General features: G+C 56.5%; 17 protein-coding genes. 11 read left to right on the forward strand and 6 right to left on the reverse strand.

Annotation, left to right across the window (positions count from 1 at the left end):
• Nucleotides 1-89: 89 nt before the first annotated feature.
• The 3 genes from BMW84_RS11840 to BMW84_RS24785 all read left to right on the forward strand — a co-directional run bounded on the left by BMW84_RS11840 (nucleotide 90) and on the right by BMW84_RS24785 (nucleotide 3373).
• Nucleotides 90-1631, forward strand: a complete 1542-nt coding sequence (locus BMW84_RS11840) for a flavocytochrome c (RefSeq protein WP_091068521.1) — start codon at nucleotides 90-92, stop codon at nucleotides 1629-1631.
• A 152-nt stretch (nucleotides 1632-1783) separates the two neighbouring features.
• Nucleotides 1784-3169 carry an FUSC family protein gene (locus tag BMW84_RS11845; RefSeq protein ID WP_091068523.1) on the forward strand — a complete coding sequence of 462 codons (1386 nt, stop codon included), beginning with the start codon at nucleotides 1784-1786 and terminating at the stop codon, nucleotides 3167-3169.
• Between the two features lie 27 nt (nucleotides 3170-3196).
• On the forward strand, nucleotides 3197-3373 hold the full coding sequence (locus BMW84_RS24785) for a hypothetical protein (RefSeq protein ID WP_175498784.1): 177 nt from the start codon (nucleotides 3197-3199) through the stop codon (nucleotides 3371-3373).
• Nucleotides 3374-3449: 76 nt separating this feature from the next.
• Here the strand turns inward: BMW84_RS24785 and tyrS are convergent, their stop codons facing one another.
• Together tyrS and BMW84_RS11855 are read right to left on the reverse strand one after the other, a co-directional pair.
• Complete coding sequence (tyrS, locus tag BMW84_RS11850) at nucleotides 3450-4709, reverse strand: tyrosine--tRNA ligase (RefSeq protein ID WP_091069702.1); 1260 nt, start codon at nucleotides 4707-4709, stop codon at nucleotides 3450-3452.
• 454 nt (nucleotides 4710-5163) lie between these two features.
• Complete coding sequence (locus tag BMW84_RS11855; RefSeq protein WP_254772965.1) at nucleotides 5164-6582, reverse strand: MDR family MFS transporter; 1419 nt, start codon at nucleotides 6580-6582, stop codon at nucleotides 5164-5166.
• A 114-nt stretch (nucleotides 6583-6696) separates the two neighbouring features.
• Between BMW84_RS11855 and BMW84_RS11860 the strand changes: the two genes are divergently transcribed.
• Complete coding sequence (locus BMW84_RS11860) at nucleotides 6697-7290, forward strand: TetR/AcrR family transcriptional regulator (RefSeq protein WP_217646131.1); 594 nt, start codon at nucleotides 6697-6699, stop codon at nucleotides 7288-7290.
• A gap of 86 nt (nucleotides 7291-7376) precedes the next feature.
• On the opposite strand, the gene BMW84_RS11865 is transcribed toward BMW84_RS11860, so the two are convergent.
• Nucleotides 7377-9155, reverse strand: coding sequence for a methyl-accepting chemotaxis protein (locus BMW84_RS11865; protein ID WP_091068528.1), 1779 nt, complete (start codon nucleotides 9153-9155; stop codon nucleotides 7377-7379).
• A gap of 307 nt (nucleotides 9156-9462) precedes the next feature.
• On the opposite strand from BMW84_RS11865, the gene BMW84_RS11870 reads away from it, so the two are divergent.
• Nucleotides 9463-10296, forward strand: coding sequence for an oxidoreductase (locus tag BMW84_RS11870; RefSeq protein WP_091068530.1), 834 nt, complete (start codon nucleotides 9463-9465; stop codon nucleotides 10294-10296).
• 66 nt (nucleotides 10297-10362) lie between these two features.
• The gene (locus BMW84_RS11875) at nucleotides 10363-10740 is read left to right on the forward strand and encodes a MerR family transcriptional regulator (protein ID WP_091068532.1); all 378 of its coding nucleotides are present in this window, start codon (nucleotides 10363-10365) and stop codon (nucleotides 10738-10740) included.
• Nucleotides 10741-10846: 106 nt separating this feature from the next.
• Here BMW84_RS11875 and BMW84_RS11880 read toward each other — a convergent pair whose 3' ends face one another.
• Nucleotides 10847-14740: a glycoside hydrolase family 10 protein gene (locus BMW84_RS11880; RefSeq protein ID WP_091068534.1), complete on the reverse strand. Its 3894-nt coding sequence runs from the start codon at nucleotides 14738-14740 to the stop codon at nucleotides 10847-10849.
• A 279-nt stretch (nucleotides 14741-15019) separates the two neighbouring features.
• On the opposite strand from BMW84_RS11880, the gene BMW84_RS11885 reads away from it, so the two are divergent.
• Nucleotides 15020-15826 (forward strand): DUF6492 family protein, encoded by an 807-nt coding sequence (locus tag BMW84_RS11885; protein ID WP_254772966.1) that lies wholly within the window; start codon nucleotides 15020-15022, stop codon nucleotides 15824-15826.
• A 13-nt stretch (nucleotides 15827-15839) separates the two neighbouring features.
• Nucleotides 15840-17159 carry a sugar phosphate nucleotidyltransferase gene (locus BMW84_RS11890; protein WP_091068538.1) on the forward strand — a complete coding sequence of 440 codons (1320 nt, stop codon included), beginning with the start codon at nucleotides 15840-15842 and terminating at the stop codon, nucleotides 17157-17159.
• A gap of 49 nt (nucleotides 17160-17208) precedes the next feature.
• On the opposite strand, the gene BMW84_RS11895 is transcribed toward BMW84_RS11890, so the two are convergent.
• Entirely contained in the window at nucleotides 17209-19590 is a 2382-nt protein-coding gene (locus tag BMW84_RS11895; protein WP_091068540.1) for an ABC transporter ATP-binding protein/permease, read from the reverse strand.
• 158 nt (nucleotides 19591-19748) lie between these two features.
• Here BMW84_RS11895 and BMW84_RS11900 point away from each other — a divergent pair, with 158 nt between their 5' ends.
• Together BMW84_RS11900 and BMW84_RS11905 are read left to right on the forward strand one after the other, a co-directional pair.
• Nucleotides 19749-20423 carry a response regulator transcription factor gene (locus tag BMW84_RS11900; protein ID WP_091068543.1) on the forward strand — a complete coding sequence of 225 codons (675 nt, stop codon included), beginning with the start codon at nucleotides 19749-19751 and terminating at the stop codon, nucleotides 20421-20423.
• Nucleotides 20420-21463 (forward strand): HAMP domain-containing sensor histidine kinase, encoded by a 1044-nt coding sequence (locus BMW84_RS11905; RefSeq protein ID WP_217646132.1) that lies wholly within the window; start codon nucleotides 20420-20422, stop codon nucleotides 21461-21463. Before BMW84_RS11900 ends, BMW84_RS11905 begins: the two co-directional genes overlap by 4 nt.
• 114 nt (nucleotides 21464-21577) lie before the next feature.
• Here the strand turns inward: BMW84_RS11905 and BMW84_RS11910 are convergent, their stop codons facing one another.
• A complete protein-coding gene (locus BMW84_RS11910; RefSeq protein ID WP_091068545.1) occupies nucleotides 21578-22759 on the reverse strand; it encodes a LacI family DNA-binding transcriptional regulator in 1182 nt (393 codons plus the stop codon).
• A 119-nt stretch (nucleotides 22760-22878) separates the two neighbouring features.
• On the opposite strand from BMW84_RS11910, the gene BMW84_RS11915 reads away from it, so the two are divergent.
• Entirely contained in the window at nucleotides 22879-24318 is a 1440-nt protein-coding gene (locus BMW84_RS11915) for a glycoside hydrolase family 1 protein (RefSeq protein WP_091068549.1), read from the forward strand.
• Nucleotides 24319-24363: the final 45 nt, after the last annotated feature.

A 24363-nucleotide genomic window follows, 5' to 3' on the forward strand; every position in this document is an offset into this window, starting at 1 on the left:
AACTCTTTTTAAAGTTATAAAAGCTTCCTAACGTGCTTCTCCGGACGCTATGATATTTGTGAAATTATGCACAAGGGGGAAACATACACATGAAAAAGAAACCCGCTGCCATCCTTGCCCTTATTCTTTCGATTATGCTAATCGGCGCAGGGTGCGGCAACAACAATGCAAACCATTCCACTGGCGAGAACAAGGATTCAGCCGAAGCAACGGAGAACCCGAAAGCAACGGAAGCCGTATCGGGAGCGTCCGAAGCCAGCTACACACCGCTTGACCAGCTAAAAAGCAGCTACGATATCGTGATTATCGGCGCGGGCGGCGCCGGGATGACCGCCGCGCTTGAAGCCAAAGCCAAAGGCATGAGCCCTGTCATTTTCGAAAAAATGCCGGTCGCCGGAGGAAATACAACCAAGTCTTCCTCAGGCATGAACGCCTCTGAGACCAAGTTCCAGAAGGAGCAGGGAATCGAGGACAGCAATGACCTCTTCTACGAGGAGACGCTCAAAGGCGGCCACGGCACCAATGATAAGGAAATGCTCCGTTTCTTCGTCGACCATTCCGCTGCCGCCATTGATTGGCTCGATTCGATTGGCATCCGCCTGAACAATATCACCATCACCGGGGGAATGAACGAGAAGCGCACGCATCGTCCCGAGGATGGCTCGGCGATCGGCCAGTATCTGGTCAAAGGGTTAGTCGGCAATGTCCAGAAGCAGGGAATTCCGTTGTTCGTGAATGCGGATGTGAAGCAGATTACCGCGCAGGACGGGAAAGTGGACGGCGTTAAAGTTTTGTTTAACCAAACCGATGAAAAAGCGATTGCGGCCAAGGCGGTCGTTGTGACAACAGGTGGTTTCGGCGCCAATATGGAAATGATAACCGAGGTGAGACCCGACCTTAAAGGTTATGTAACGACTAACCAGGCGGGCAGCACCGGAGATGGCATCAAAATGATTCTGGAGCTGGGCGGTACGACGGTGGATATGGATCAGATTCAGGTGCATCCGACTGTACAGCAGGAGAAATCCTATCTGATCGGAGAGGCCGTTCGCGGTGAAGGGGCTATCCTCGTTTCAAGCTCAGGCAGCCGGTTCACGAATGAACTGGATACGCGGGATAAAGTAACGGCGGCAATCAATGCGCTTCCGGATAAAGCGGCGTATCTCGTATTTGACTCCGGCGTCAGATCCCGGGCAAAAGCCATCGAGCAATATGCAAAAATGGGTTTTGTCCTGCAGGGGGATTCGGTTGAGGCGCTGGCCGGCACGATGAATGTCCCGGCGGATAAGCTGCAGGCTGCGATCGATACCTGGAATGGCGCCGTCAGCAATAAGAAGGATTCCGAATTTGGAAGAACGACCGGGATGGATCACGATCTTTCCGCCGGTCCTTACTATGCCATTAAAATTGCTCCGGGCATCCACTACACAATGGGCGGCGTGAAGATCAATACGGACACAGAGGTCCTGGATAAGGACGGACAGCCCATTCCCGGCCTGTTTGCAGCAGGTGAAGTAACAGGCGGCTTGCATGGCCAGAACCGGATCGGCGGAAACTCGGTGGCCGAGATTATCATTTTCGGACGCCAGGCCGGCCTCAAATCGGCCGAGTTTGCCGGACTCAAGCAATAATTTAACGCCCTATCAATGGCTCCCCGGTGAAGGTCGGATGATACCGACAATCGTACCGGGGAGCGATTTTTTGTTTCATGAAAGTTTCATGTGCGTGTATGATATAGGAAGTGAACCCGTAAATCGAAACAACGAAAGAAGTGGAAAAAAGAATGGAACGAATGCCGACAATCGGAATGCGGATGGTTAAGACCTTCGTCGCGGTCTGCCTGTGCATGTACCTCAACGCACTGCTGTGGAAGGACGGCCTCCCTTTCTATTCAGCCATTGCTGCTGTTCTATGCATGCAGCCGGATGTGCCCAACAGCATCAAAGTTGCGCTTAACCGCACCTGGGGCACCTTGATTGGAGGACTGTCCGGGATGGCCATTCTCCTGCTTGAGCGCGGCCTGCTTCCAACCGGCGGCGGCCCTTTTGCTTATCTGATTGAAGCGTTCTGCGTCATTCCGCTAATCTATATCACCTTGCTCTTCAAAAAACCCGCGGCGGCGTACATCACCTGCGTCGTCTTCTTTAGCGTGACGATTTCGCACAGCGGCGATGCCAGCCCGTTTTTATTTGCAGTCAACCGGATGCTGGATACGCTGCTCGGCATCTTTGTGTCGCTCGGCGTAAATGCACTCCATCCGCTGCGCAAACGGCGGCGGGATCTGCTTGTCATCGCCTCGCTTGAAGGTGTTCTGCTGAACAATCAGAACGAGCTGGACAACGCCACCCGGTTCAAGCTGAACGACCTGCGCCGGAAGGGAGCCGCCATTGCTTTCTCCACGAAACGGACGCCGGCCGAGACCGCCCCGCTGCTCAGCGGCACCGGTCCGGCACTCCCTGTCCTGGTGTTGAACGGAGCAGCCTTGTATGATCTGGAGAAGGAGACTTATCTTTGTACAGCTCCTATTCTGCCGACCGCCACTGCACATGTGCGGGAGCTTCTGATCCAGTACGGGCTGAACGGCTTCTACGCTTACGTGATTGAAGATGACCTGTACATCTATCATGCGGCGTTGGACGGGCCGGCCGAGCAAGAGTATCATGAGGCGCTGCGGCGGTATCCGCGGCAGCATTCCCTGCTGGCCGAACTGCCGGCAGGACGGGAGGCGCTGCACATCGCGGCTTTCGCTCCGATTGCCGAGGCTGACCGGCTCGCGGCAGCATTGGCGGCGCTAGCGGACGCCCGCTTTCTGCGGATATGCCGCTGTAATCCCGACGCCGGATCGCAGTCCGCCGTACGCTTCGATATCTACAGCGCGAAAACGGTATTTGCCCGGGCGATTGCCGACCTTAAAGCAACCTCGGGAGCGCAAACCGTGGCATTGATCGGTGCAAGCAACGATGTACTCATGCAGGCGGAACCTGCGGACGAAAAATATGCGCTCCCTGCCGGCGAGGCATATAGTAACCTGCAAGAGATGCAAGTTCTGTCTGCCAGCTCGCCCAGAGCCGTCATCCGGGCAATCGACCGGCTGTTCCATTACCGACGGCCTGGCCGGGCGGTTGCACCCGCGGCGCCGGCGACGTCAGCCGATTCCGAACGCTCCTGAAATCATAATGAGGAAGGAAGTGTACCCATGACCTATTCACAACGATCCGCCGCATCTTCCGATTACGTCATTCTGGAGTTTCAAATCGGCAAGGCCGCCGAGGAACTGGCCGAAGCCGTGCAAGCCAACGACGAAACACGCGCCGCCAACATCCTCAAGAAGCTGGAGCGGCTGGAAGAGGAACTGGCGCAGCTGGAGGATTAAGCACGAAAAAGAGGCAGTCCGCATCCAAGAGCGATGGGATTGCCTCTTTTATTTATAAAACCCGTACCGTCCGCGATTAGCCTAATTTCACGAGGCTGTAGTTCTTTTTGCCTTTGCGGACGATGATGAATTTGCCGCCGATGGCTTGATCAGCGGTAATTTCGACCTCAAGCTCATTGACGCGCTCCCCGTTGATGGAAATTGCGCCTTTGGTGATGTCCTCGCGCGCCTGGCGTTTGGATGGCTCGATCCCCAGCTCCACCAGCCAATCGACAATGTTCTTCGATTCCTTGGAAGCGGTGAAGGTCGGCATTTCCTTGAAGCCTTCTTCGATTTCATCGGCGGTCAGGGAAGAGATATCGCCGCTGAACAACGCCGCGGTAATGCGCTTCGCCTGCTCCAACAGCTCCTCGCCGTGCACGAACCGGGTCATTTCCTCAGCCAGCGCCTTCTGGGCCTCCCGTTTATGCGGTTCGGATTCCACCTTGGCTTCCAGCGCTTCGATCTCTTCTTTGCCGAGGAAGGTGAAGTACTTGAGGTATTTCACCACATCCCGGTCATCGGTGTTCGCCCAGAACTGGTAGAATTCATAAGGCGTTGTCTTTTTCGGGTCAAGCCATACCGCGCCGCCGGCGGTTTTGCCGAACTTGGTGCCGTCCGCTTTCAGCATCAGCGGGATGGTAAGGCCGAAGGCTTTGGCTTCGTTGCCTTCTTTTTTACGGATCAGGTCCAAGCCGCTGGTGATGTTGCCCCATTGATCGGAACCGCCGATCTGCAGCTGCACATCCTCATGCTTGAAGAGATGCAGGTAGTCGATCGACTGCAGAATCTGGTACGAAAATTCGGTAAACGAAATGCCGCTGTCCAGCCGGCTGGAGACCACGTCTTTGGCCAGCATCGTGTTGATGCTGAAGTTTTTGCCGAAGTCGCGCAGGAATTCAATGACATTGATATTTTTCGTCCAGTCGTAGTTGTTGACCAGTCTCACCTGGTTGTCGCCCTCGGCGATGAACAGCTTCTTCATCTGTGCAGTCAGCGCCGCGACATTCTCTTCGACCTGCTCCATGGTCTGCAGGGTGCGCTCGCTCTGGCGTCCGCTCGGATCGCCGATGGTTCCTGTCGCGCCGCCGATCAAAATCACCGGGCGGTGTCCGGCCAGTTGGAAACGGCGGAGCATCATAAACGGAATCAGGTGACCGATATGCATACTGTCGCCGGTCGGGTCCACGCCGCAATACAGCGAAACCGCCTTGCTGTTCGTGAGTTCCCGCAGTCCTTCCGCGTCGGTCTGCTGGTTAATGGCGCCGCGCCACTCCAGTTCATCGATAATATTCAACATGTACAGCCCCTTTTTTGATCAAGATATGGTTGTTGGTATCTACGTTTGCGCAGCGGCAGCCTCTGCCGGTATCCTACGTTCAGGAAGCAGCGGCCGGAAAAACCATAAAAAAATCGCCCCTTGTCTATATAGACACAGGGACGATTGGATTAACCGTGTTACCACCCAAATTGCACGAACACCCCCATGAAGGCTGTGTCCGTACCACTTTTCAGCGAGTTATCGTTCGCTTCGCTCCGCTTGGCATTACCCAAGATACTCCTGAGTGTAATTCGCAGCCCTCGTATGTCCGGGTTCCATCTTCCCCCGGCTTTCTGTAACAGGGACTAAGCTGCTACTGCGCTCATTCAACGTATACCAACTATAAGATTACAGAAAGTATAGCCTATGTGTAAATTTGTTGTCAAATGCAATAGACCGCAGCCCTTTGGCATGGTGGACGCTCTTGAATTTATCTTTTGATCTTAGGCAGAAGCGTCGCCGGAATCAGCCCCAGTGCGGAGAACGCAATCGACCAGATAAACGCGTGATCGAATGCTGCAGCCAACGCTGCCGGGCCATGCGACACCATCGTATTGAACTGGTTCTGCAAAATAATCGCGATGACCGATGCGCCAAAGGCGCCGCCGATCTGCTGCATAATCCGGGTGGTGCTGCTGGCATGCGGGATTTGATCCGAAGACAAGCCGACATAAGCGGACGCCATAACCGGAAGAAACACCGCCCCCAATCCGGCCCCCCGCACAATCAATACAGCGCTTAAGTAATAAAAGCTCGTATCCGCGCCAAGCTGCGACAGCGGCCATGTTCCAAGCAAGGTAAGCAGGGTCCCGGCAAGCACGACGGGTTTCGGACCGATCTGATCGGTCAGTTTGCCGGCAAGCGACCGGGTCAGCAGCATTCCGATTCCCTGCGGCGCCAGCAGCAAACCGGACATCAGGACAGATTCGCCGCGGACTTGCTGGAGATATAACGGCAGCAGCAGCATCGCTCCATAGGTGGTCAGGCCGGATAAAAAAAGCAGGATCGAGGATACGGCCAAAGAACGCACCCGGAAGAGCCGGACATCAATCAACGCTTCCTTGCCTTTACGGGCCGCATAAACGACGAACCCGGCCAGAAGCACCAAGCCGGCAATGAGGGGAACAAGAACGGCGGAGTGGCCGAACCCGCGGCGGGAGCTTACTTCTCCGAGCCCGTAAATAATCAAAACGATGGCCGGAGAAAGCAGGATCAGTCCAGGCAAATCCAGCCGTATCGTGCGGGTTCCGCGCTCATCACCCGGCAGCATTCTCCAGGCCAGGACGATGGCAGCAATACAAAGCGGAATATTTACTAAAAAAATCCAGTGCCAGCTCAGATGATTGATAATGAGGCCTCCGGCCACCGGCCCCAAAATCGGTCCAAGCAGCGCTGGCAAACCGACCGTAGCCATCATTTTGCCCATATTCTGCCCCTTCATGGCGCGTACGCCCAAGGTTTGCATAATCGGCATCAGCAGCCCTCCGCCGATCCCCTGGAGCGTACGGAAAGCAATCAGGCTCTCGATGTTCCACGCCAAGCTGCATAGCACAGAACCAAACAAGAATACGAAAAGCGAAACGATCCACATCGTTTTGCCACCGAACCGTTCCACCGCCCATCCGGTGAGGGGGATGACCATGCCAAGCGCTAGAAGATAACTCGTCATTACCCATTGAATGGTGGATACCGAAGTATGAAACTCCCGAACCAGTGTATCAATGGCAACATTCGTGATCGTTGTATCAAATAGCGGGGCCAGCATCCCGAGCATAAGAACCAACGCTATTTTCATCATGCCTGCCTGCGGTTCAGCCGATCCCATGCTTTCGGAGCTTTGTTTCTGCAAGTTAATTACCTCCCTTTGCGATGCAAACAAGAAACTCCGAGTTTCTTGTTTGCGCTTATGATATACTATCGCTATAGGAAACGCAACGAATTTTTTGAGGAGCATGAGAATCCCATGTCCATTGTGCAGAATCCAGATCCCATGAAAAACAGACGCACCGGCAAAGAGCTGGAAGCGGCCATCCTGCAAGCGGTGCGGGAGGAACTGAACGAAGTCGGATATTCCAATCTTTCGATGAACGGCGTGGCGCAGCGGGCGGGCACAAGCAAAGCCGTCCTTTACCGGCGCTGGGCCAACCGCGCAGAGATTGTACTCGCGGCGATCCGCGAACGCGTGCCCCTGCCGCTGGAGGAGGTGCCCAATTGCGGGAATTTGAGAGACGATGTTTGCGGCGTTCTCCGGGTAATGAACAAAAACACGACCGAAGTGATGATGCATGCTTTCTATGGCCTGGTCACGGAAATCGGCCCTATGCCGCTGGCTTCCTTGCTATTTCCCGAAGGACGCCACAACAGGACCATGAAGATTGTCCTGCAGCGGGCTGTAGAGCGGGGAGAGATCGCGGCCGAAGCCGTTACGCCCCGGATGCTTACGATGCCGGGAGATTTGGCCCGCAATGAGCTAATTCTCTACAACGGGCCCATGTCGGAGCAGACGATCGCCGAGATCGTGGACGAATGTTACTTGCCGCTTATACTTAAACGTTGAAAAGCTTCTGACCGCAAAAAAGGGTCCGTCCTGCAGCATCTTGAATCGCTGCGGGATGGACCCCTGTTCGTATGTCGTCACCTGTTTTACAACCGGAACCGCGTGACCGATTCCTCAAGCTCCACCAGGCGGCTTCTCAGCTCGCCGATCCCTGCCGCCACTTCGCTGGTCGCGTTTACCTGCTCATTGGCGGATGCCGAGGTCTCCTCGACGCCGGCGGCGGATTGCTGGGCAAGGGCGGAAATATGCTGGCTGAATTCGTTCATCGTTCCGCTGGCCTCAGCCATCCGCTGGATGTCGCTGCCCATATTTCCGATCGTGCCGGCCATGACATTCACCGACCGGTTAATCTCGTCCAAGGCGCTGCCCGTCTCCACAATCTGCCGGCTGCCTTCCTGCGTCATCCGGACACCTTCGCGCAGATGATCAACCATGCTTCTGGAATCCGCCTGAATCCCCTGCGTAATCGCGGTAATTTCGTTTACGGTCTCCTGCACATCCTGCGAGAGCTTGCGCACTTCCTCGGCGACAACCGCAAAACCGCGTCCGCTCTCTCCCGCTCTTGCCGCTTCGATGGCCGCGTTAATCGCCAGCAAATGCGTCTGTTCGGAGATGCTGCGGATGGAGCCGACGAGCCTGTAAATCCCTTCGTTCTTGCGGTTCAGCTCTTCCACCGTCTCCATGGATAACGATACAGCTCCGGCAATCCGGTCGAGCTGTGCAACCGAGGTGTCCATCAGATGCCGGCCACGTTCCCCTTTGGCGCGTACCTGTTCGGAATGCCGGTGCAGCTCGTCTCCTTTTCCGGAGAAGTCTCCAATCAGTTTATTCAGGTCATCGACCGCCTTGGAGGCTTCCACGGCCGATTCCGCCTGGCTTGCTGCCGCACGGGCCAGCTCCTCCATCGTCAGGGCGATTTGGCTGCTGCCTTCCTTCGTCCCCGACACCGTGCGCACCAGATCCTCGCTCTGGCTGGCGATGATTCCGGAGACATTGCGGATTTGGCTGACAATGGCCAGCAGCGTGCGGTTGGTTTCATTTACGGTTTTGGCAAGCTGACCGACCTCGTCGACATTCGGGATCAGCGTCTCTTCCGAAGCCAGATTCCCTTCGGCAATCCGCTGCAAATGGGCGGTCACGGTCTTGATCGGGCGAATCATGGTCTTGCGGATCAGCATGTTGATCACGCCGATGATCAGAAGTACGAGCGCAATAACGGCAATCGTGACCAGGTAAGAAATCCGGAATGACTGATCCGAACTCTTGCCTGCCTGCTTGGCATCCTCCTGGCTGCCTCCAACCAGCGCATCCAGATCCGTCTGCATGGCGTTAAATGCGCTGATTCCCTTGCCGGACACCTCCAGTGCTAGCTCTTCGTCGCCCCCATCGCTGAGCTTGATGGCCTGGTTATTGATCGCCAGGTATTCTTCCCACTTATCGCTTAGAGCCGCAAGCTGCTCCAGTTCAGCAGTATCGCCGGCATGCGATTGCCGGTAGCTCTTCATCGCATCGGATATACTGCGGATAAACCGGTCCCGTTCCTCCTCCAGCTTCTTTTTCGCTCCGGGATCGGCGGTAAGGATATGCTGCATGCTGATCGACATGATATGTTCCGTATAGTAATTGATATTATGTACTTGGTTGAGTGCAGGAATGGTCTCATCCACGATCGTTCGTGTATTGTTGTGCATCTTGTTCATTTGGTAGAGGGTCGTCCCCCCGATCAGCAGCACCAATAGCGCCAAACCTATGTAGCCCGAAGCGATTTTCGCTCCAACACTCTCTTTTCTGGCTGCCAGGACCTTTTTCATTTTACCGTCTGCCTGTTTCAGTATGGAGCCTAAACGCATCCGCTTTTTTCCCACAATGATGCCTCCTTTGATTTTTCAAAAACCTTCCATGTAAATTCCATGTTAAACGGATTGTTTGCTTTCATTTTCAAGTTTAGGCAGAACGATACCGTACATTATTTTCTTCGGCAGAACGGAAGACGTTGTTTAGATGATGTCATCTCTTGGTCAGCAAAAAAAAGAAGCTTCCCGAATAACGACTCCGGAGAGCATTGTCTTTACAGGGATTGGACGGAAAGCTCCTCTCCGGCTTGACTTAAAGTTAACTTTAAGTTGTACACTCAGGCTGATAATTTAACCCATCCCCAAAGGAGAGATTCAAATGACAAACAATAAAGTCTGGTTCATTACAGGATGTTCGACCGGCTTCGGACGGGAGCTGGCCGAGCAAGTAATCGGCGCCGGCTATAAGGTGACAGTTACCGCACGCAATTTAAGTTCGATTTCCGCGCTTGCCGCGGGGCGTGAGGAGCAGGTACTGACACTGGAGCTGGATGTAACCAAACCAGAACAAATCGAGCATAGCGTTGCTGCAGCCGTACAAAAATTCGGGCGGGTTGACGTTCTGGTTAACAATGCGGGCATCGGTTATTTCAGCAGCGTGGAAGAAAGTGTTCCGGAGGAAGCCCGCAAAATGTTTGAAATCAATTTTTGGGGCCTCATGAACATGACGAATGCCGTACTTCCGCATATGCGCAGCCAAAAGTCGGGACATATCATTAATATTTCTTCCATCGGCGGCCTGGCATCCTTCCCTTCGCTCGGATACTATCACGCAACCAAATACGCGGTAGAAGGCGTCTCCGAAAGCCTGGCGAAAGAAGTTGCCGCTTTTAATATACATGTTACCTTAATTGAACCAAGCGGCTTCCGCACGGACTGGGCGGGACGTTCGTCCGCCAAAACGATGCCAACGATTCCGGAATATCAGCAACTCATCGGGCCAATGCTTGCGGGCAGCGGCAGCGGCAACGAGCCCGGGGACCCGCGCAAGGCGGCCGAGGCAATCATCAAGGTCGTGGAAACAGAACAACCGCCGCTCCGCCTGCTGCTCGGAAACGGAGCCTACCATGTGGCTGTCGGCAAATTTACCACGCTCCTTCAAAGTATAGAGGAATGGAAGGACGTAACGGTAAACGCTGATTTTCCAGGCTGATGGCGGGGAATCTACCCTTTTATGATAAACTGGATTTAAAGCTAACTTTAAGTTCGAGGTGGAAACATGTATACCATCGGTGAAGTGGAGTCCATGGCCGGCATCAACGCCTCTACGCTCCGTTATTATGAAAAAGAAGGCATCCTCCTCAATATCGGCCGCAATGAAAGCGGAAGACGGGTCTATACCGAGGAACAGCTGAAATGGCTCAAATTTGTCCTGGCCCTGAAAAATACCGGCATGAGCATCGAAGAAATTAAAGCCTATATGGAAATGACCCTGCAAGGCGAACCGACGGTCATGGAACGCAGGGAGTTTCTTGTCCAGCATAAAGAAAACGTGGAAAAACAAATGGCGGAGATGTTCGCTAATCTCGAACGGATCAACCAAAAAATCGCTTTTTATGACGCCACGGTGCTCAAAAAGGGTTATCTGGATGCGTAAACGATGACAAACAAGGCAGGCCCCGTATTCGGGGGCCTGCCTTGTTCATGATGGGGATTCTTACCTTATATTAACTTGTGCGTATTTCCGGCAGTGCACTTCACAATTACAGCTGCCACAGACGGTAAACGATTACCGCCGCCTCCGCGCGGGTAAGGGGATCGCCCGGAGCCAGCAGGCCGTTTTTGCCGTTCACGATGCCGGCCTTCAGCAACGCAGCCAGGCTGTCCTTGGCATACGCAGCGACCTGGCCGGCATCGGTGAACCCTGCCGGCAGGCCGCTTGCCGGAACGGGTTTGCCGGCGGCGGCGAGCGCGCGGGCAGCCAGCACTATCATGTCCTGACGGGTAATTTCTCCGTCCGGACGGAAGGTGTGATCGGCGTACCCGTTCACCATGCCCAACTGCTGGGCGGCGGACAGTTCGCCGGCATAGGCTGCGCCCGGCGGGACATCGCTGAACGCGGTGCCTGCTGAAACGGGGCCCTTCAGTTCAAGGGCCTTCACCAGCAGCGCCACAAACTCGGCGCGGGTCACCGGAGCCGCAGGGGCATAGCTGTCTGCGGACACGCCCTGCAGGATATCCCGCGCCGCCATTGCGGCAATCGCTTCCTGCGCCCAAGAAACGTTGCCCGTATCGGCAAACCTTGGCGGCGCATATACGGCTGCGAAGGTTCCGGCTTGCGTTGTCCGGAACACCAGCGCGCCGCTTGCGGCATCATAGCGGCTGCTCGGAATGCCGGCCATGCCGCCGCTTTCGTCGACCCGCTTTACCACAAGCGCCTGCGAAGTGCGGAGCTGCTCTGCCAACGGCGTGTAAGGGAGAGATACGGTTATCGGCATCTCCCAGGGAACTGCCTGACCACCGGCAAGCACCCCAAGTTCAAGCGCCGGACCGCTGACGCCTTGCACCGGCGCCTGTTTTAGGCGGAAGGTTACCGTCTCCTTATCCGAAGCGGCCGTAGACAGCATTTGACTTGGAACCGCAACGGTTCCGAGTTCCGTCTTCAGCAGCAGCGCTACATCCGCTTGCCCTTTCAACCCCTGCACCCGCAGCTGCACTTCATAAGAATCGGCGCCGGCCTGCTTCGGCACTTCAACGAGGATCTCTTTACGCCCGCCGGCCGAAGAGAGCGCCTGCTCCAGAGCTTTTTTCAATAGCGCGCTGCTCACTTCCGCTTTGGCTATGCCTCCGGCGGTTGTCACCTGCGGCTTAAGGGTAATCACGCCGTCTTTAACCTCGACGGGGGATACGGGCGCATTGGATTCACTGGAGCTGCCGGGTGTCGGCGATCCGGGCTGCACCGGTTTGCCTGTAAGCGACAGGATCCCGTAAACCGATGTATCCTGATACCCGTTGCCGGTCGTGTCGTTCCAGGCAGCCACGCTCTGCCGCGCCCCGTCTTTGGCATCGTTGATCTGGACATCAAAGCCGAGTTTGGCATGATTTGCGCCCGTAACGGTTCGGAACGGAATTTTCAGCTCCACGGTGTAGCTGGTTCCCGATACCTTTGTTGCGGATTCGAAGCCTGCGGCAAAGCTTTCCGGACTGAAGGAGGTCTCATTGTCGAAATTCACGCGGAACTGCCCGTCATCTTCCTGATAAAAGGTCGTTTTCGCGTTGTTCTCGTCCAGGAATACTTCTATGGAATCCTGCTCCCATTTGTTGGCATTGCTTTTGTCGAGCTGGGCGTCGCTGACCTGGATCAGCACATACAAATTTTTCTCGTCCCACAGCGCCTTGGCCGTGCCGGACGCTCCCTGCCACGCCAACTGGTAGCGGTTCACCGGCATCTCCGCGGCGGCGCTCCAGGCCGCGTCGACATTTCCGTCGATCGTCGGCGAACCGTACTCTGCGGTGGATTGATTCGCATCCGTGGTGTCCGGCTGATGCTCGGCAATGTATTTTTCAGGATCAATGACACCGTAATAGGCCGGTTTGGCCTGCAGGTTCTTATCGAACAGCAGCGGATTGTTCTCGGCCCGCCAGCTGGTGTTGTCGTCCATCCCCCAGAACGTTACGCGCGAAATACCTGCCGCATGTTCCTTATAGATCTTCAGCAATTGTGCATACAGGTAACCCTGTGCCTCTGCCAGCTTGTCGGAGAGCTCATATTTGCTGCCGGCTTGAATATCAAGCTCCGTCACGCTGACTTCCACACCCAGGGAAAGGAACTTTTCCAGGGACAATTTCACGTTTTCGGGATTGGTGTTGACGTTGTAGTGCCCCTGCATGCCGATGCCGTCAATCAGCCGCTTGCCGGGATGGGTCAGCGCATATTTGTCGTTGATCGCTTTAACCATACTGTAAATGGCCGTAGCCTTGTTCTGGTTGTCATCGTTGTAGTCGTTGTAATACAGCTTGATGTCCCACGCCGGGTGATCGTCCAGCACCTCACGGGCAGCCAGGAATGCCTGCTCCACGTAGTCCGAGCCGATGGCCCTTTGCCAAGGCGATTGCCGCAGCGCTTTTTCCCAATCGGCCGGACTCCCCGGGTTATCGCTCATCGCTTCGTTCACGACATCCCAGGAGATGACCTTGTCGCCGAAATGCTCCATCACGGTCCGGATATGGGTTCTCATGTTCTCCAGCGCTTCATCCCGGCCCAAGGGTACGGTATTGCCTCCTGCATCCTGGGTGGTATTCAGCCATGCAGGGGATTGCTCGTGCCAGACCAGGACGTGGCCGTGCATCTTCATGCCCTCAGCCAGAACCTTGGAGACCATGGCATCGGCTGCGGCAAACGTAAAATTCCCCTTCGTCGGCTGCAGGGCATCCGGCTTCATGGCATTCCCGGCGGTGGCGACATTATGGTGCATCTTCAGCAGCTCCAGCCGCGGCCCTTCCAAATCCTCGGCGGAGATCGCATTGCCGATCAGAAAGTCGCTGCCATACGCGGCCTTGACCGGCACCAAATCCTTTTGAATCTCGATCGGGCCGGCGCCGGTTCGTTCAAAGCGGATATCGTCAATGTAAAAAGAAGCGCTTTTGTTGTTTGCGCTCTCCACATAGAGCGTTAAATATTCGCCGCCTACGCTGTTATAGCGGTAGCTTCCTTCGAATTTGACCCAGCCGTCGGCGGCGTTCACCGTCTTCGGGGAGAGCGCTACATAGTTCGCGCTGCTGCCGTCGCCGATTTGCGTGGATAGCTGGAGCTGCGAGCTTTCCGGGCTGATCAGCTTGACCCAGGCGGAGACGCGGTATTCGCTGCCTTGGTCCACATACTTCTCGATCCGCAGCGACGGGCCGTGCCAGGTGTCCGAGCGGTTCTCGACCTTGAGCGCGTAAGCCCCGTTCTCCGTATGGTTCGCCTCATCGGTGACGGTCAAGGTTTCTTGGCCGGATCTGCCGGTGAAGCCGCCGGCGGATTGATCCTCAAAGGTGATTGCCGCAAAAGAAAGCGCAGGATCGCGGGGAGGCTGTTCTCCGCCGCCGGCAGCGGCCTGCTCCGTGAACAGGACATCGCCGATATAATACGGCACGGCCTTCCCTTCGGCGTTGGAGTTGATTCGCAGCGCGGTATCCTTGTCGGTATCCGCGGTAAACTCCCGGGTCAGCGTAACTGCCTGACCTGCCGTAAAATTCGCCTCCGCATAATTTTCGTAGCTGTCGACCGTTTGCAGCGCCGCTTTGGCTCCCTCCGGCACGCTGACATCCGCATCGACGTACAGGATCGCGGTTACGGTGTAGGTTTTGCCGTCGACGAGTCCAAGCGCGCTGTAGCTGAAATCGGCAGAATCCCAGTTGTTCACCCGGTTGCTTACATATAACGCCGCGCCGTCGGCATTGCCGTCGAATACCTTGTTTTTGACGACCGAGAGGCTCGCGCTGCCGGCCTGTGCCGCTTTGCCCGCGCCGTTCTCGAAGGTTTCGTGGTAGATCGTTGTCACTGCCGCTTGGCCGCTATCCGCAGCCTGCACCGCCGGAACAAGCCCGCCTGCCGGCAGCACCAGACTTGCGGCCAGCACAGCCGTTAGGATCCCGTTTCTGATTCTCCTCATGCGTTGCACTCCTTTGCAGAAATTTGGGAGCATCCGGTTAAGCGCTTACAAACCTGAAAAAGCCCTCCCTGCTCTCCACCCAAATCGTAGCACAACGCCAAAAAAGGATTCTTGCCCGAAATTAAAGATTGTACCGGACTTTTTATAGTTCTTCCGTGCCGCAGGGATAGAAGAAAGAAACCTTAGCCGTACAAAGCGATTGCCCCGGTCATCCCTCATGTTCACGGCATAACGTAGTGAAGACGCTCACGTGTCAATTCACACCGGGAGATGAACTTGATGTCAACACACTCCTCGAGCCAGGGTCCCGCCATAGACATTCTGATTCCAGCCATTGAAAAAGATCTGGCGACTCTTCCTCATGTCATCGACGGCCTGCGCCGTTATGTCCGCCATCCGATCAGCCATATTTACATCGTTTCGCCAAGCAGCAGCAGAATCCGCAGGCTGTGTTCCCTTAAAGGCTGCATTTTCGTCGACGAAACCACTGTCCTGCCGTTTACCAAAAACGCCATTCATTATTCCTCCCCCCGCTGGAACCGCTCCGGCTGGCTGTACCAGCAGCTGCTGAAGATGAACGGCGACCATATTTGCCGGGAAGCCTTTTTTCTCGTCATCGACGCCGATACGGTGCTGATTCGTCCCCATCGTTTCCGTTCAGGAGGAAAAAGCATTTTCTACTGCCGCAGCTGGAGCCAGCCGGAATATTTCCGGACGTACCGGAAGCTGATGGGCGCAGCCGCACCTTCTCCCCGGTCCTTCGTCACCCACTACATGCTGTTTGAAAAAACGAAACTCGCCGCGTTGAAACGAAACATCGAAGCCCGCCACGGCATGTCCTGGCATGCGGCCATTCTCCGCAGCATCAACAAGAAAAAGCAGTTCGGGTTCTCCGAGTTTGAAACGTATGCGAATTATGTGTACAGCAGGAACAGCGGCGGAGTCATTCTGAAAAATGCCGCCAACAAAAGCTTGAAGATCCCGGTAACCGCCTTAAAAAAAGAGCGGCTTCAAAAGCTGGCGCGAACGTACCGCTCGTTGTCCTTCCATCAGCGAAAAGGATATTCCATTCCAGCCAAGCGTTAAGGAGGCGGACAGCTTGCATACCATTCTTCTCTGCGGCGGTTCCGGGCAGCGGCTATGGCCGCTGTCCGGCCGCATCCGTTCCAAAATGTATCTGGAGCTCCTGCCCGCACCGGGCGGAGGCAAAGAATCCATGATCGGCCGGGTATCCCGGCAACTGGAACAAACCGGTCTGGGCGAAACGGCATTGTTCGTTACCCACCGGGATCAACTGGCGCTCACCCGGCGGTATACGCGTGACCGTTACCCGGTGATCGGCGAACCTGAAAAACGCGGCACGTTTACCGCGGCTGCGCTGGGCGCCCTATACCTGTACAGTTCCGGAAAAGCAAAGCCCGAGGACATCCTCTGCGTGGCCCCTGCCGATATGTTTGCGGACGACGGCTTCTTCCGGCTGTTCCATCAATTCACGGACATATTATCGTCATCCCAAGCCGACCTTGCTCTGCTCGGGACAAGACCTGCCTATCCCTCCGACCAATACGGGTATATCGTTCCGGGGAAGGGCGGCCCGGAAGCGTACGCCCCGGTCGTAGCTTTTGAAGAAAAACCGGATATTGCGCGTGCGCAGCAGCTGCTAAAGGACCAGGCGTTATGGAACTGCGGCGTTTTTGCGTTTCCCCTCAGCATGATGCTGGCAAAGCTGGAGCAAATGGGGCTGCCTCTTGAACCGGCCCCGTTGATCGATCAATATCCCGGTCTGCCCGTCCGCAGCTTTGACAAGGAGGTCGCCGAACGCTGCCATCGCGCGGTCGTGCTGCCGCATGAAGGCGAATGGCGCGATCTGGGCAGCTGGAGCACGCTGTCTTCGGAGCTCTCCGAGCCGGTTACCGGAGCCGGCGGGATTTGGGGCGCAAGCCGGGATTCCCATATCGTTAACCAGTTGGATATTCCGCTTCATGTCATCGGCGTACCCGGCATCATCGCCGTAGGCAGCCCAGAGGGCATTCTGGTTGCAGACAAGGGCGAAGCCAATGCAATCAAAGACATTCAGCAAGCGGGATCGGATATGACCCGGTACGGAGAAAGCGATTGGGGAAGTTATACCGTAATCGATCGTACGGTAAGCGGTACGCAGGTCGTGGTTACGATGAAATTGTCTCTGCTGCCGGGTCAACGATTTACGGAGTCGCCCAGTCTCCCGGCCCGTAAAAGCTGGATTATTCTATCCGGACAAGGCGAATATTTGCGGGAAGGGACGGCCGAAGCGGCCCGGACGGGCGATATATTCACGATGGCTCGGGGCGAGTTGCATGGGCTCAAGGCTTATACGGCGCTGTCTCTGCTTGAAATCCGCATTTGTGATCACGAGGATGAGCTGCGTTTACCAACCTGAACCTATAAATGAAAAAGCGGCCTTTCGGCCGCTTTTGTGATGTTTGCCCTTATTCGCTCCGCAATGCCACAACCGGATCCTTCTTCGCCGCGAACTTCGCCGGGATGAAGCCGCCGAGCATCGTCAGCACAACGCTGATCACCACCAGCCCAAATGCATGCAGCGGATTCAACTGTGCCACGCCGGACAAGTCGGTGATGTTCTTTAGTATAATATTGACGGGGATCGTCAGCAGGTACGCAATGCCGATGCCGAGCAGGCCGGAAATCGTGCCGATGATCGCCGTTTCGGCGTTGAACACGCGGGTGATGTCTTTTTTGCGCGCCCCCAGTGCCCGGAGTACGCCGATCTCCTTGGTGCGTTCCAAGACTGAAATATAGGTGATGATGCCGATCATAATCAGCGAAACCACGAGCGAGATGGAGGCAAACGCGACCAGCACGATCGTGATGCCGTCCAGAATGCTGCCGGACAGGTTCGTCACCAGCTCCGCCAAATCGGTATATACGATCATGTCCTTATCGGCGCGGTTTACGTTCCATTGGTCCAGATAGGCCGTGATGGCCTCCTTGGCTTCAAAGTCCTTCGGATACAGCGCGACCGCGGACGGAATCGCGACGGAGCCGAGCGTGGCCAAGGCATCCTTCTTCGTATCGGCGACGGCCGGATCGCTGACGTTCGAACCGCTTGCCATGCCCATGCCCATTCCTCTGCCTGTTCCCGCAAAGGACTCCTCGGCAAAGGTTTTCCCGCTAAGCACGTTGATGCTGTCGTTCTTCAGTTGCGCCTGCACGATATCCGAGTTTTGCGCGTTCTCAATGAACTGCGCCGCCAGTTTATCGGAATAGGCAATGCCGGCGGACATCGTCGACATCGGCGAATCCTCTTTCGCCCGGATAATCCCCGCGATCTTCAGCGTCACGGCGCTGCTGCCGTTGTACATCGGCTCCAGATTGGCCGGATCGCCGTTCACCTGGAACAGTTCGCCCGATTTTGCATAAAAATCGTTATTGTAGACCAGCTTGAACTCTTTGCCCACGATATCCTTAAAGTCGATGCTGGACGCTTTGTAATCCAAACCGAGCGCTTCCAGGGAGGACAGGCTCATCCGGTTATATTCGTCCACCACCATCATCAGGTCGGTCGGCGCGGCAGGGAAACTGCCGTCCAGCAGGTCGTAATAATCCTTCAAATAACCGTCAAGGCTGCCGTCCGGGCGGGCCGGGAACACGGTGAAGTTGCTGCTTTGCGTGTTAACCGCAACCGCCTTCGTTCCGTCCGAGCGCAGGATATTCATGCTCACCTGGCGGCTGTACGACGTTCCGTCCAGCAGCGTCGGGTCGATGGCCTGCAGGTACTGCATGTATTCGTCGGTAAGCACATTCGTATGCAGCACGGTGTTGGCCGAAGGGTCATACGGATAGATCGATTTCGCGTCCGTGAATTCGGTCAGGTCTTTCGTCGAATCTTCGCTGCGGGAAGGTCCGCCGGACAAATCGATATTCGTTGCCGTCTGGTTGATCTGAATCGGAAAATTGGACAAGGCCCCCGATTCGTAGCTGGAAATCTGCTTGTCAAAGCCGTTCGAAAGCGACAATATCAAGGCGATGCCGATAATCCCGATGCTGGAGGCAAAAGCGGTCAGCGCGGTCCGCCACTTCTTGGTCATAATGTTCCGGCCGGACAGCTTCAGCGCCGTCCAGTAGTTCATCGCCGTCTTTTTCAGCTTATAATTGCTTGCCGTCTGCTCTTCCAGCGGCGGGTTGTTGTCGGAGACGATGCTGCCGTCGCGGAACTGAACGATCCGGTCGGCGTATTGTTCGGCCAGCTCGGGGTTGTGCGTGACCATCACGACGAGCTTGTCCTTGGCAATCTCCTTGATCAGCTCCATAATCTGCCCGCTTGTCGCCGTATCCAGCGCGCCGGTCGGCTCATCCGCCAGGATAATATCGGGATCGTTGGCCAGCGCCCGCGCGATCGCCACACGCTGCATCTGTCCGCCGGATAGCTGCCCCGGTTTCTTGTGCACATGGTCCTTGAGACCGACCCGGTCCAGCACTTCCAGCGCTTTCGCCCGTTTGACGGAGGAAGCTACGCCGCTGAGGGTCATGCCCATTTCCACATTTTCGATGATGCTGAGATGGGAGATCAGGTTATAGCTTTGAAAAACAAACCCGACGCTGTTGTTGCGGTAGGCGTCCCAATCGCCGTCCTTGAAGTTTTTGGTGGATACCCCGTTGATGATCAGATCGCCGGAGTCGTATTGGTCCAGCCCGCCGATCAGGTTAAGGCAGGTCGTCTTGCCGGAGCCGCTCGGTCCGAGAATCGCTACAAACTCGTTTTCGCGAAAGTTCAGGCTGATTCCGTTCAGCGCCGTCTGGGTGAATGTTCCCGTCGTGTAGGTTTTCGTGATATTTTGTAATCGCAGCATGGTTATGCTCTTCCCTTCTTCTCTCTTTGTAACAAACACAGGGCCATGGTAACACAGCTTTATGAACTAAACATCAACGAAAGCAGAGTGCGCGGGGCCGGCTTCGTTCATAATGAATTTATATTGTTCCGTTATAATGGGGGCAGGAGGGAAAATCGATGTTTAACATACTTGTCGCCGAAGACAATGAAAAACTGCGCCAGCTGATGTGCACCGTGCTGAGCAAAAACGGCTATCATCCGGTTCCGGCCGAAGACGGCCGGCAGGCGCTCGACATTCTCGATACGCAATATATCGACTTGATTATTTCGGATATTATGATGCCGCATGTGGACGGCTACGATTTGGCGCGGAAGCTGCGGGAGTCGGGCTATGCCAAGCCGATTCTGATGGTAACGGCGAAAGAGAGCTTTACTGATAAGCAGCGGGCGTACGGCATCGGCATCGATGATTATATGGTGAAGCCGATCGACGTCAACGAAATGATCCTGCGGGTCGGTGCATTGCTGCGCCGGGCCAAAATCGCCACGGAACGGATGCTGCGGATCGGCGGGCTGACGCTGGATTACGACACCATCACCGTCCGCAGAGGCGAGGAGAGCACGCAGCTGCCGCAGAAGGAATTTTATCTGCTGTACAAGCTGCTCGCCTACCCGAACAAAATCTTCACCCGGCAGCAGCTGATGGACGAAATCTGGGGCATGGACTCCGAGACCGACGAGCGCACCGTCGACGTGCACATTAACCGTCTGCGCGACCGCTTCAAAGACACCGGCGAGTTCGAAATCACCACGGTGCGCGGCCTTGGCTACAAGGCGGTGAAGCACGTTTGAGCGAAACACGGAAGCCAAGGAACCTGTGGGGCACGCTGGTTCTGCTTGTTTTTCTGATTATGCTGTCCGCGGGTATTCTGATGATGGTGATGGCCTTTATTGTGATCAAGCTGAACCTGGCCGGGATCGTCCGGCTGCGCCTCCCGTGGATGGTCATCATCGCCGCGTTGACCAGCATCCTGATCGGCACGGTCATAACCGCACTGACCGGACGCAAAATACTGGCCCCGATCACCAGCCTCAGCGACGCCACCCAGGAGATTGCCAAAGGCAATTTTAACGTGGAGCTGGGTTACGAGAACCACCGGGTCCGCGAGCTGGGCGAAATGGCGGTGAATTTCAATAAAATGGCCCGGGAGCTCGCCGGCATCGAGACGCTGCGGGGCGACTTTGTCGCCAACGTGTCGCATGAGTTCAAAACGCCGATCGCCGCCATCGAAGGGTACGCCTCGCTGATGCAGAGCGACGATCTGACGGCGGAAGAACGCAAGGACTACAGCCGGCTGATCATGGAGAGCACCAAGCAGCTCTCCTCCTTGTCGAGCAACATACTCCGGCTCTCCAAGCTGGAGAACCAGGAACTCGTGCCGGAGCTGGACGAGTTCGATCTTGCCGAGCAGCTCCGCCAGGCACTGCTGCTTCTGGAGCCGCAGTGGAGCGAAAAGCAGCTCGAGCTCGATATCGAGCTGGCACCGGCCCGCATCCGGGGGAGCGAAGAACTGCTGATGCAAATCTGGTTCAACCTGCTCGCCAACGCAATCAAGTTCACCGCGCCCGGCGGCAGCATCGCCATTGCGCTGACCGCCGACGCGGACGCCGTCCGGGTACGGATCGCCGATACCGGCATCGGGATGTCTGAAGAGGTGCAAAAGCACATCTTCGAAAAGTTCTACCAAGGCGACCGCTCCCGCTCCCGCGAGGGCAACGGCCTCGGCCTGGCGCTGGTGCGCCGCATCCTCGACCTCAGCGGCGGCGCCATCCGCGTCGAAAGCGCGCCGGGCGCGGGCGCGGCGTTTACGGTGGAGCTGCCGCGGGGATAAGGGCGCGGCACTGGGGGTGACGCGGAGTGGTCTGGGGCAGCGAAGACTATGGTACGGGACAGCGAGCCGAAGAGCGATATGGGTGGGCCGGTGTGCCGCAACCTGGCGCGCGAGTCACGTCGTCTCGCGCACGACGAGCCGGTACGCCAGCGCTTCGCGTACCGGCTCCCGGCCCGCAAGCTGCGCCGCCAGCTCCGCGAAGGCGGCGCGGGCCTGCGGGCCGATCGGGTTGTCGACGGTCGTAATCCCGAGCGCTGCCGCAAGCTCGGTATTATCGAAGCCGACAACCGCAAGCTCGCCGGGGACGGCGATTCCCCGGCGCCGCGCCGCCGCGACGATCCCCGCGGCGATAGAGTCGTTCGCGCAAAGCACCGCGCTCGGCAGCGTACCGCTTTCCCGGGCCGCTTGGGCCTGTCCGCTCCGGTTCGCGCAAGACATGTCGTTTGCGGTCTCCCGCTCCTCACCTGCCCGCGCCAGTTCGGCATTCAGTGCATGGCCAACCCGCTTTCCTTCAGCTGCCTCCTCCACGCTGACCTGCGCCGTTTCTTCCCGCAAGTTATCCGCCGTACTCGCCCGCATCAGCCCGCTTCCCGCCGCCTGTCCGCCAAACCCTAACTCGTCGAGCGCTCGCTCGCCGTCGGATATCGCCTGCAGCGTATAGCGGTACCACTCGCGCCGCATGGGCAGGCCGCGGCGGGACATCATGTCTTCATAGGCTTCGCGGCGGCTGTGCGTATTTAAACTGTCTTTTCTGCCGAATATATTGGCGATACGCGTATGGCCGCGGGCTAAGAGATGCTCCAGCGCCAGACGGTAGCCGCCGCCCTGGTCCATCGCTACCGACGGGATGCCGCCTTCCGCCATCCGCTGCCAGGACACGATCGGCCCGTATTCGCAGTAGCCCTGCAGCACGGCCGGATCGTTGACGCAGGTCACGATGACGAGCGCGTCTACGCGTTTGCTGCGCAGATCCTCGAACGCCTGCAGCTCTGTCGCCCGGTCGCCGCGCGAGGTATAGATAATTGTCTGATAGCCGCCCTCCAGGGCAACTTCGACAAAGCCGTTCATGAAGTCCCGCATAATCTCCTCGATCACACTGCACACCATGCCGATCTGCCGGGTCTGGCCGGTCGAGAGCGACACGGCATTACGGTTTGGCACATAGTCCAGCTCGGCCATAATGGCCAGGATTTTCGCCCGGGCCGCTGCGCTCACATGCGGGGAGCGGTTGATGACGCGGGAGACCGTCGCCCGCGAATACCCGGACAGCTCCATGATTTTTTCGAATTTGGACATCGGCTCGCTCCTTGCCGCAAAATTGCCCTTGACATGTAACGCGTTACAACGCTTACGCTGTCCATGACGTTTGATTCAGTGTAGCACAGATTAAAAACAGGCAGAAACGGAGAGATACCATGAACCATGCAACACGCACAAAGCCGGCTTTTCCGGAAGGATTTCTGTGGGGCGGAGCGGTAGCGGCCAACCAGCTTGAGGGTGCCTACAATGAAGGCGGCAAAGGCCTGTCCACCCAAGACGTCGCACCGCGCGGCATCATGGGGCCGATCACCGAAGCGCCGACCGCAGACAATATGAAGCTGATCGGGATCGATTTTTACCACCGGTATAAGGAAGACATCAAGCTGTTCGCCGAAATGGGCTTTAAGGTGTTCCGGACGTCGATCGCCTGGGCGCGGATTTTCCCGAACGGGGATGAGCTGGAACCGAACGAGGAAGGTTTGCAATTTTACGACAATGTGTTCGACGAATGCCGCAAATACGGTATCGAGCCGCTGGTGACGATCTCCCATTACGAGACGCCGCTGCACCTGTCCAAAACGTATGACGGCTGGGTCAACCGCAAGCTCATTGATTATTACCTCCGTTTTGCGGAGACCGTGTTCAAGCGCTATAAGGACAAAGTAAACTATTGGCTTACCTTTAACGAAATCAACTCCATTCTGGAGGCGCCGTTCCTGAGCGGGGGCATTTATACGCCGAAGGAGCAGCTCAGAAAGCAGGATTTGTACCAAGCGGTGCATCATGAGCTCGTCGCCAGCGCGGCGGCCGTCAAGCTGTGCCATGAGCTGATCCCAGGCGCGCAAATCGGCTGCATGATTCTCAGCATGCCTGCCTATCCGCTGACGCCGCATCCTGACGACGTGATCGCCGCCATGGAATTCGAGCATAAAAACTACTTTTTCGGCGACGTCCACGCCCGCGGCCGTTATCCGGGTTACATGAAACGCTACTTCCGCGAGCGTGGCATCACCATCCAGATGGAGCCGGGCGACGAAGACATCCTGAAGCACACCGTAGACTTCATTTCGTTCAGCTATTACATGAGCGTCTGTCAGACGGCCGATCCCGCTAAAGCGCAAGCCGGACGCGGCAATATTATCGGCGGCGTTCCCAACCCGTTTCTCGCGGAAAGCGATTGGGGCTGGCAGATCGATCCGCAGGGGCTCCGCGTGGTGCTGAACGCCTTTTACGACCGTTACCAGAAGCCGCTGTTCATCGTGGAAAACGGCCTGGGCGCCGTGGACGAGCTCGTTGCCGGAGACGACGGCGTGCCGACCGTAAAAGACGATTACCGTATCGCGTATCTGCGCGATCACCTGCTGCAGGTAGCGGAAGCGCTGGAGGACGGCGTAGAGATCATGGGCTTCACCTCGTGGGGCTGCATCGATCTGGTCAGCGCGACAAGCGCACAGCTCAAGAAGCGGTACGGCTTCATCTACGTCGACCGTCATGACGACGGATCGGGCACGCTCGAGCGGTACCGCAAACAATCATTCTACTGGTACAAGGACGTCATCGCCACAAACGGTGCCAGCCTTTCGGAGCAACGTTAAGCATGTTTTGAACAATAAGACCTCTTCGCTCCAATGCTTTGGAGG

This window comes from Paenibacillus sp. NFR01 (genome assembly GCF_900111565.1).
Classification (GTDB): Bacteria; Bacillota; Bacilli; order Paenibacillales; family Paenibacillaceae; genus Paenibacillus_AQ.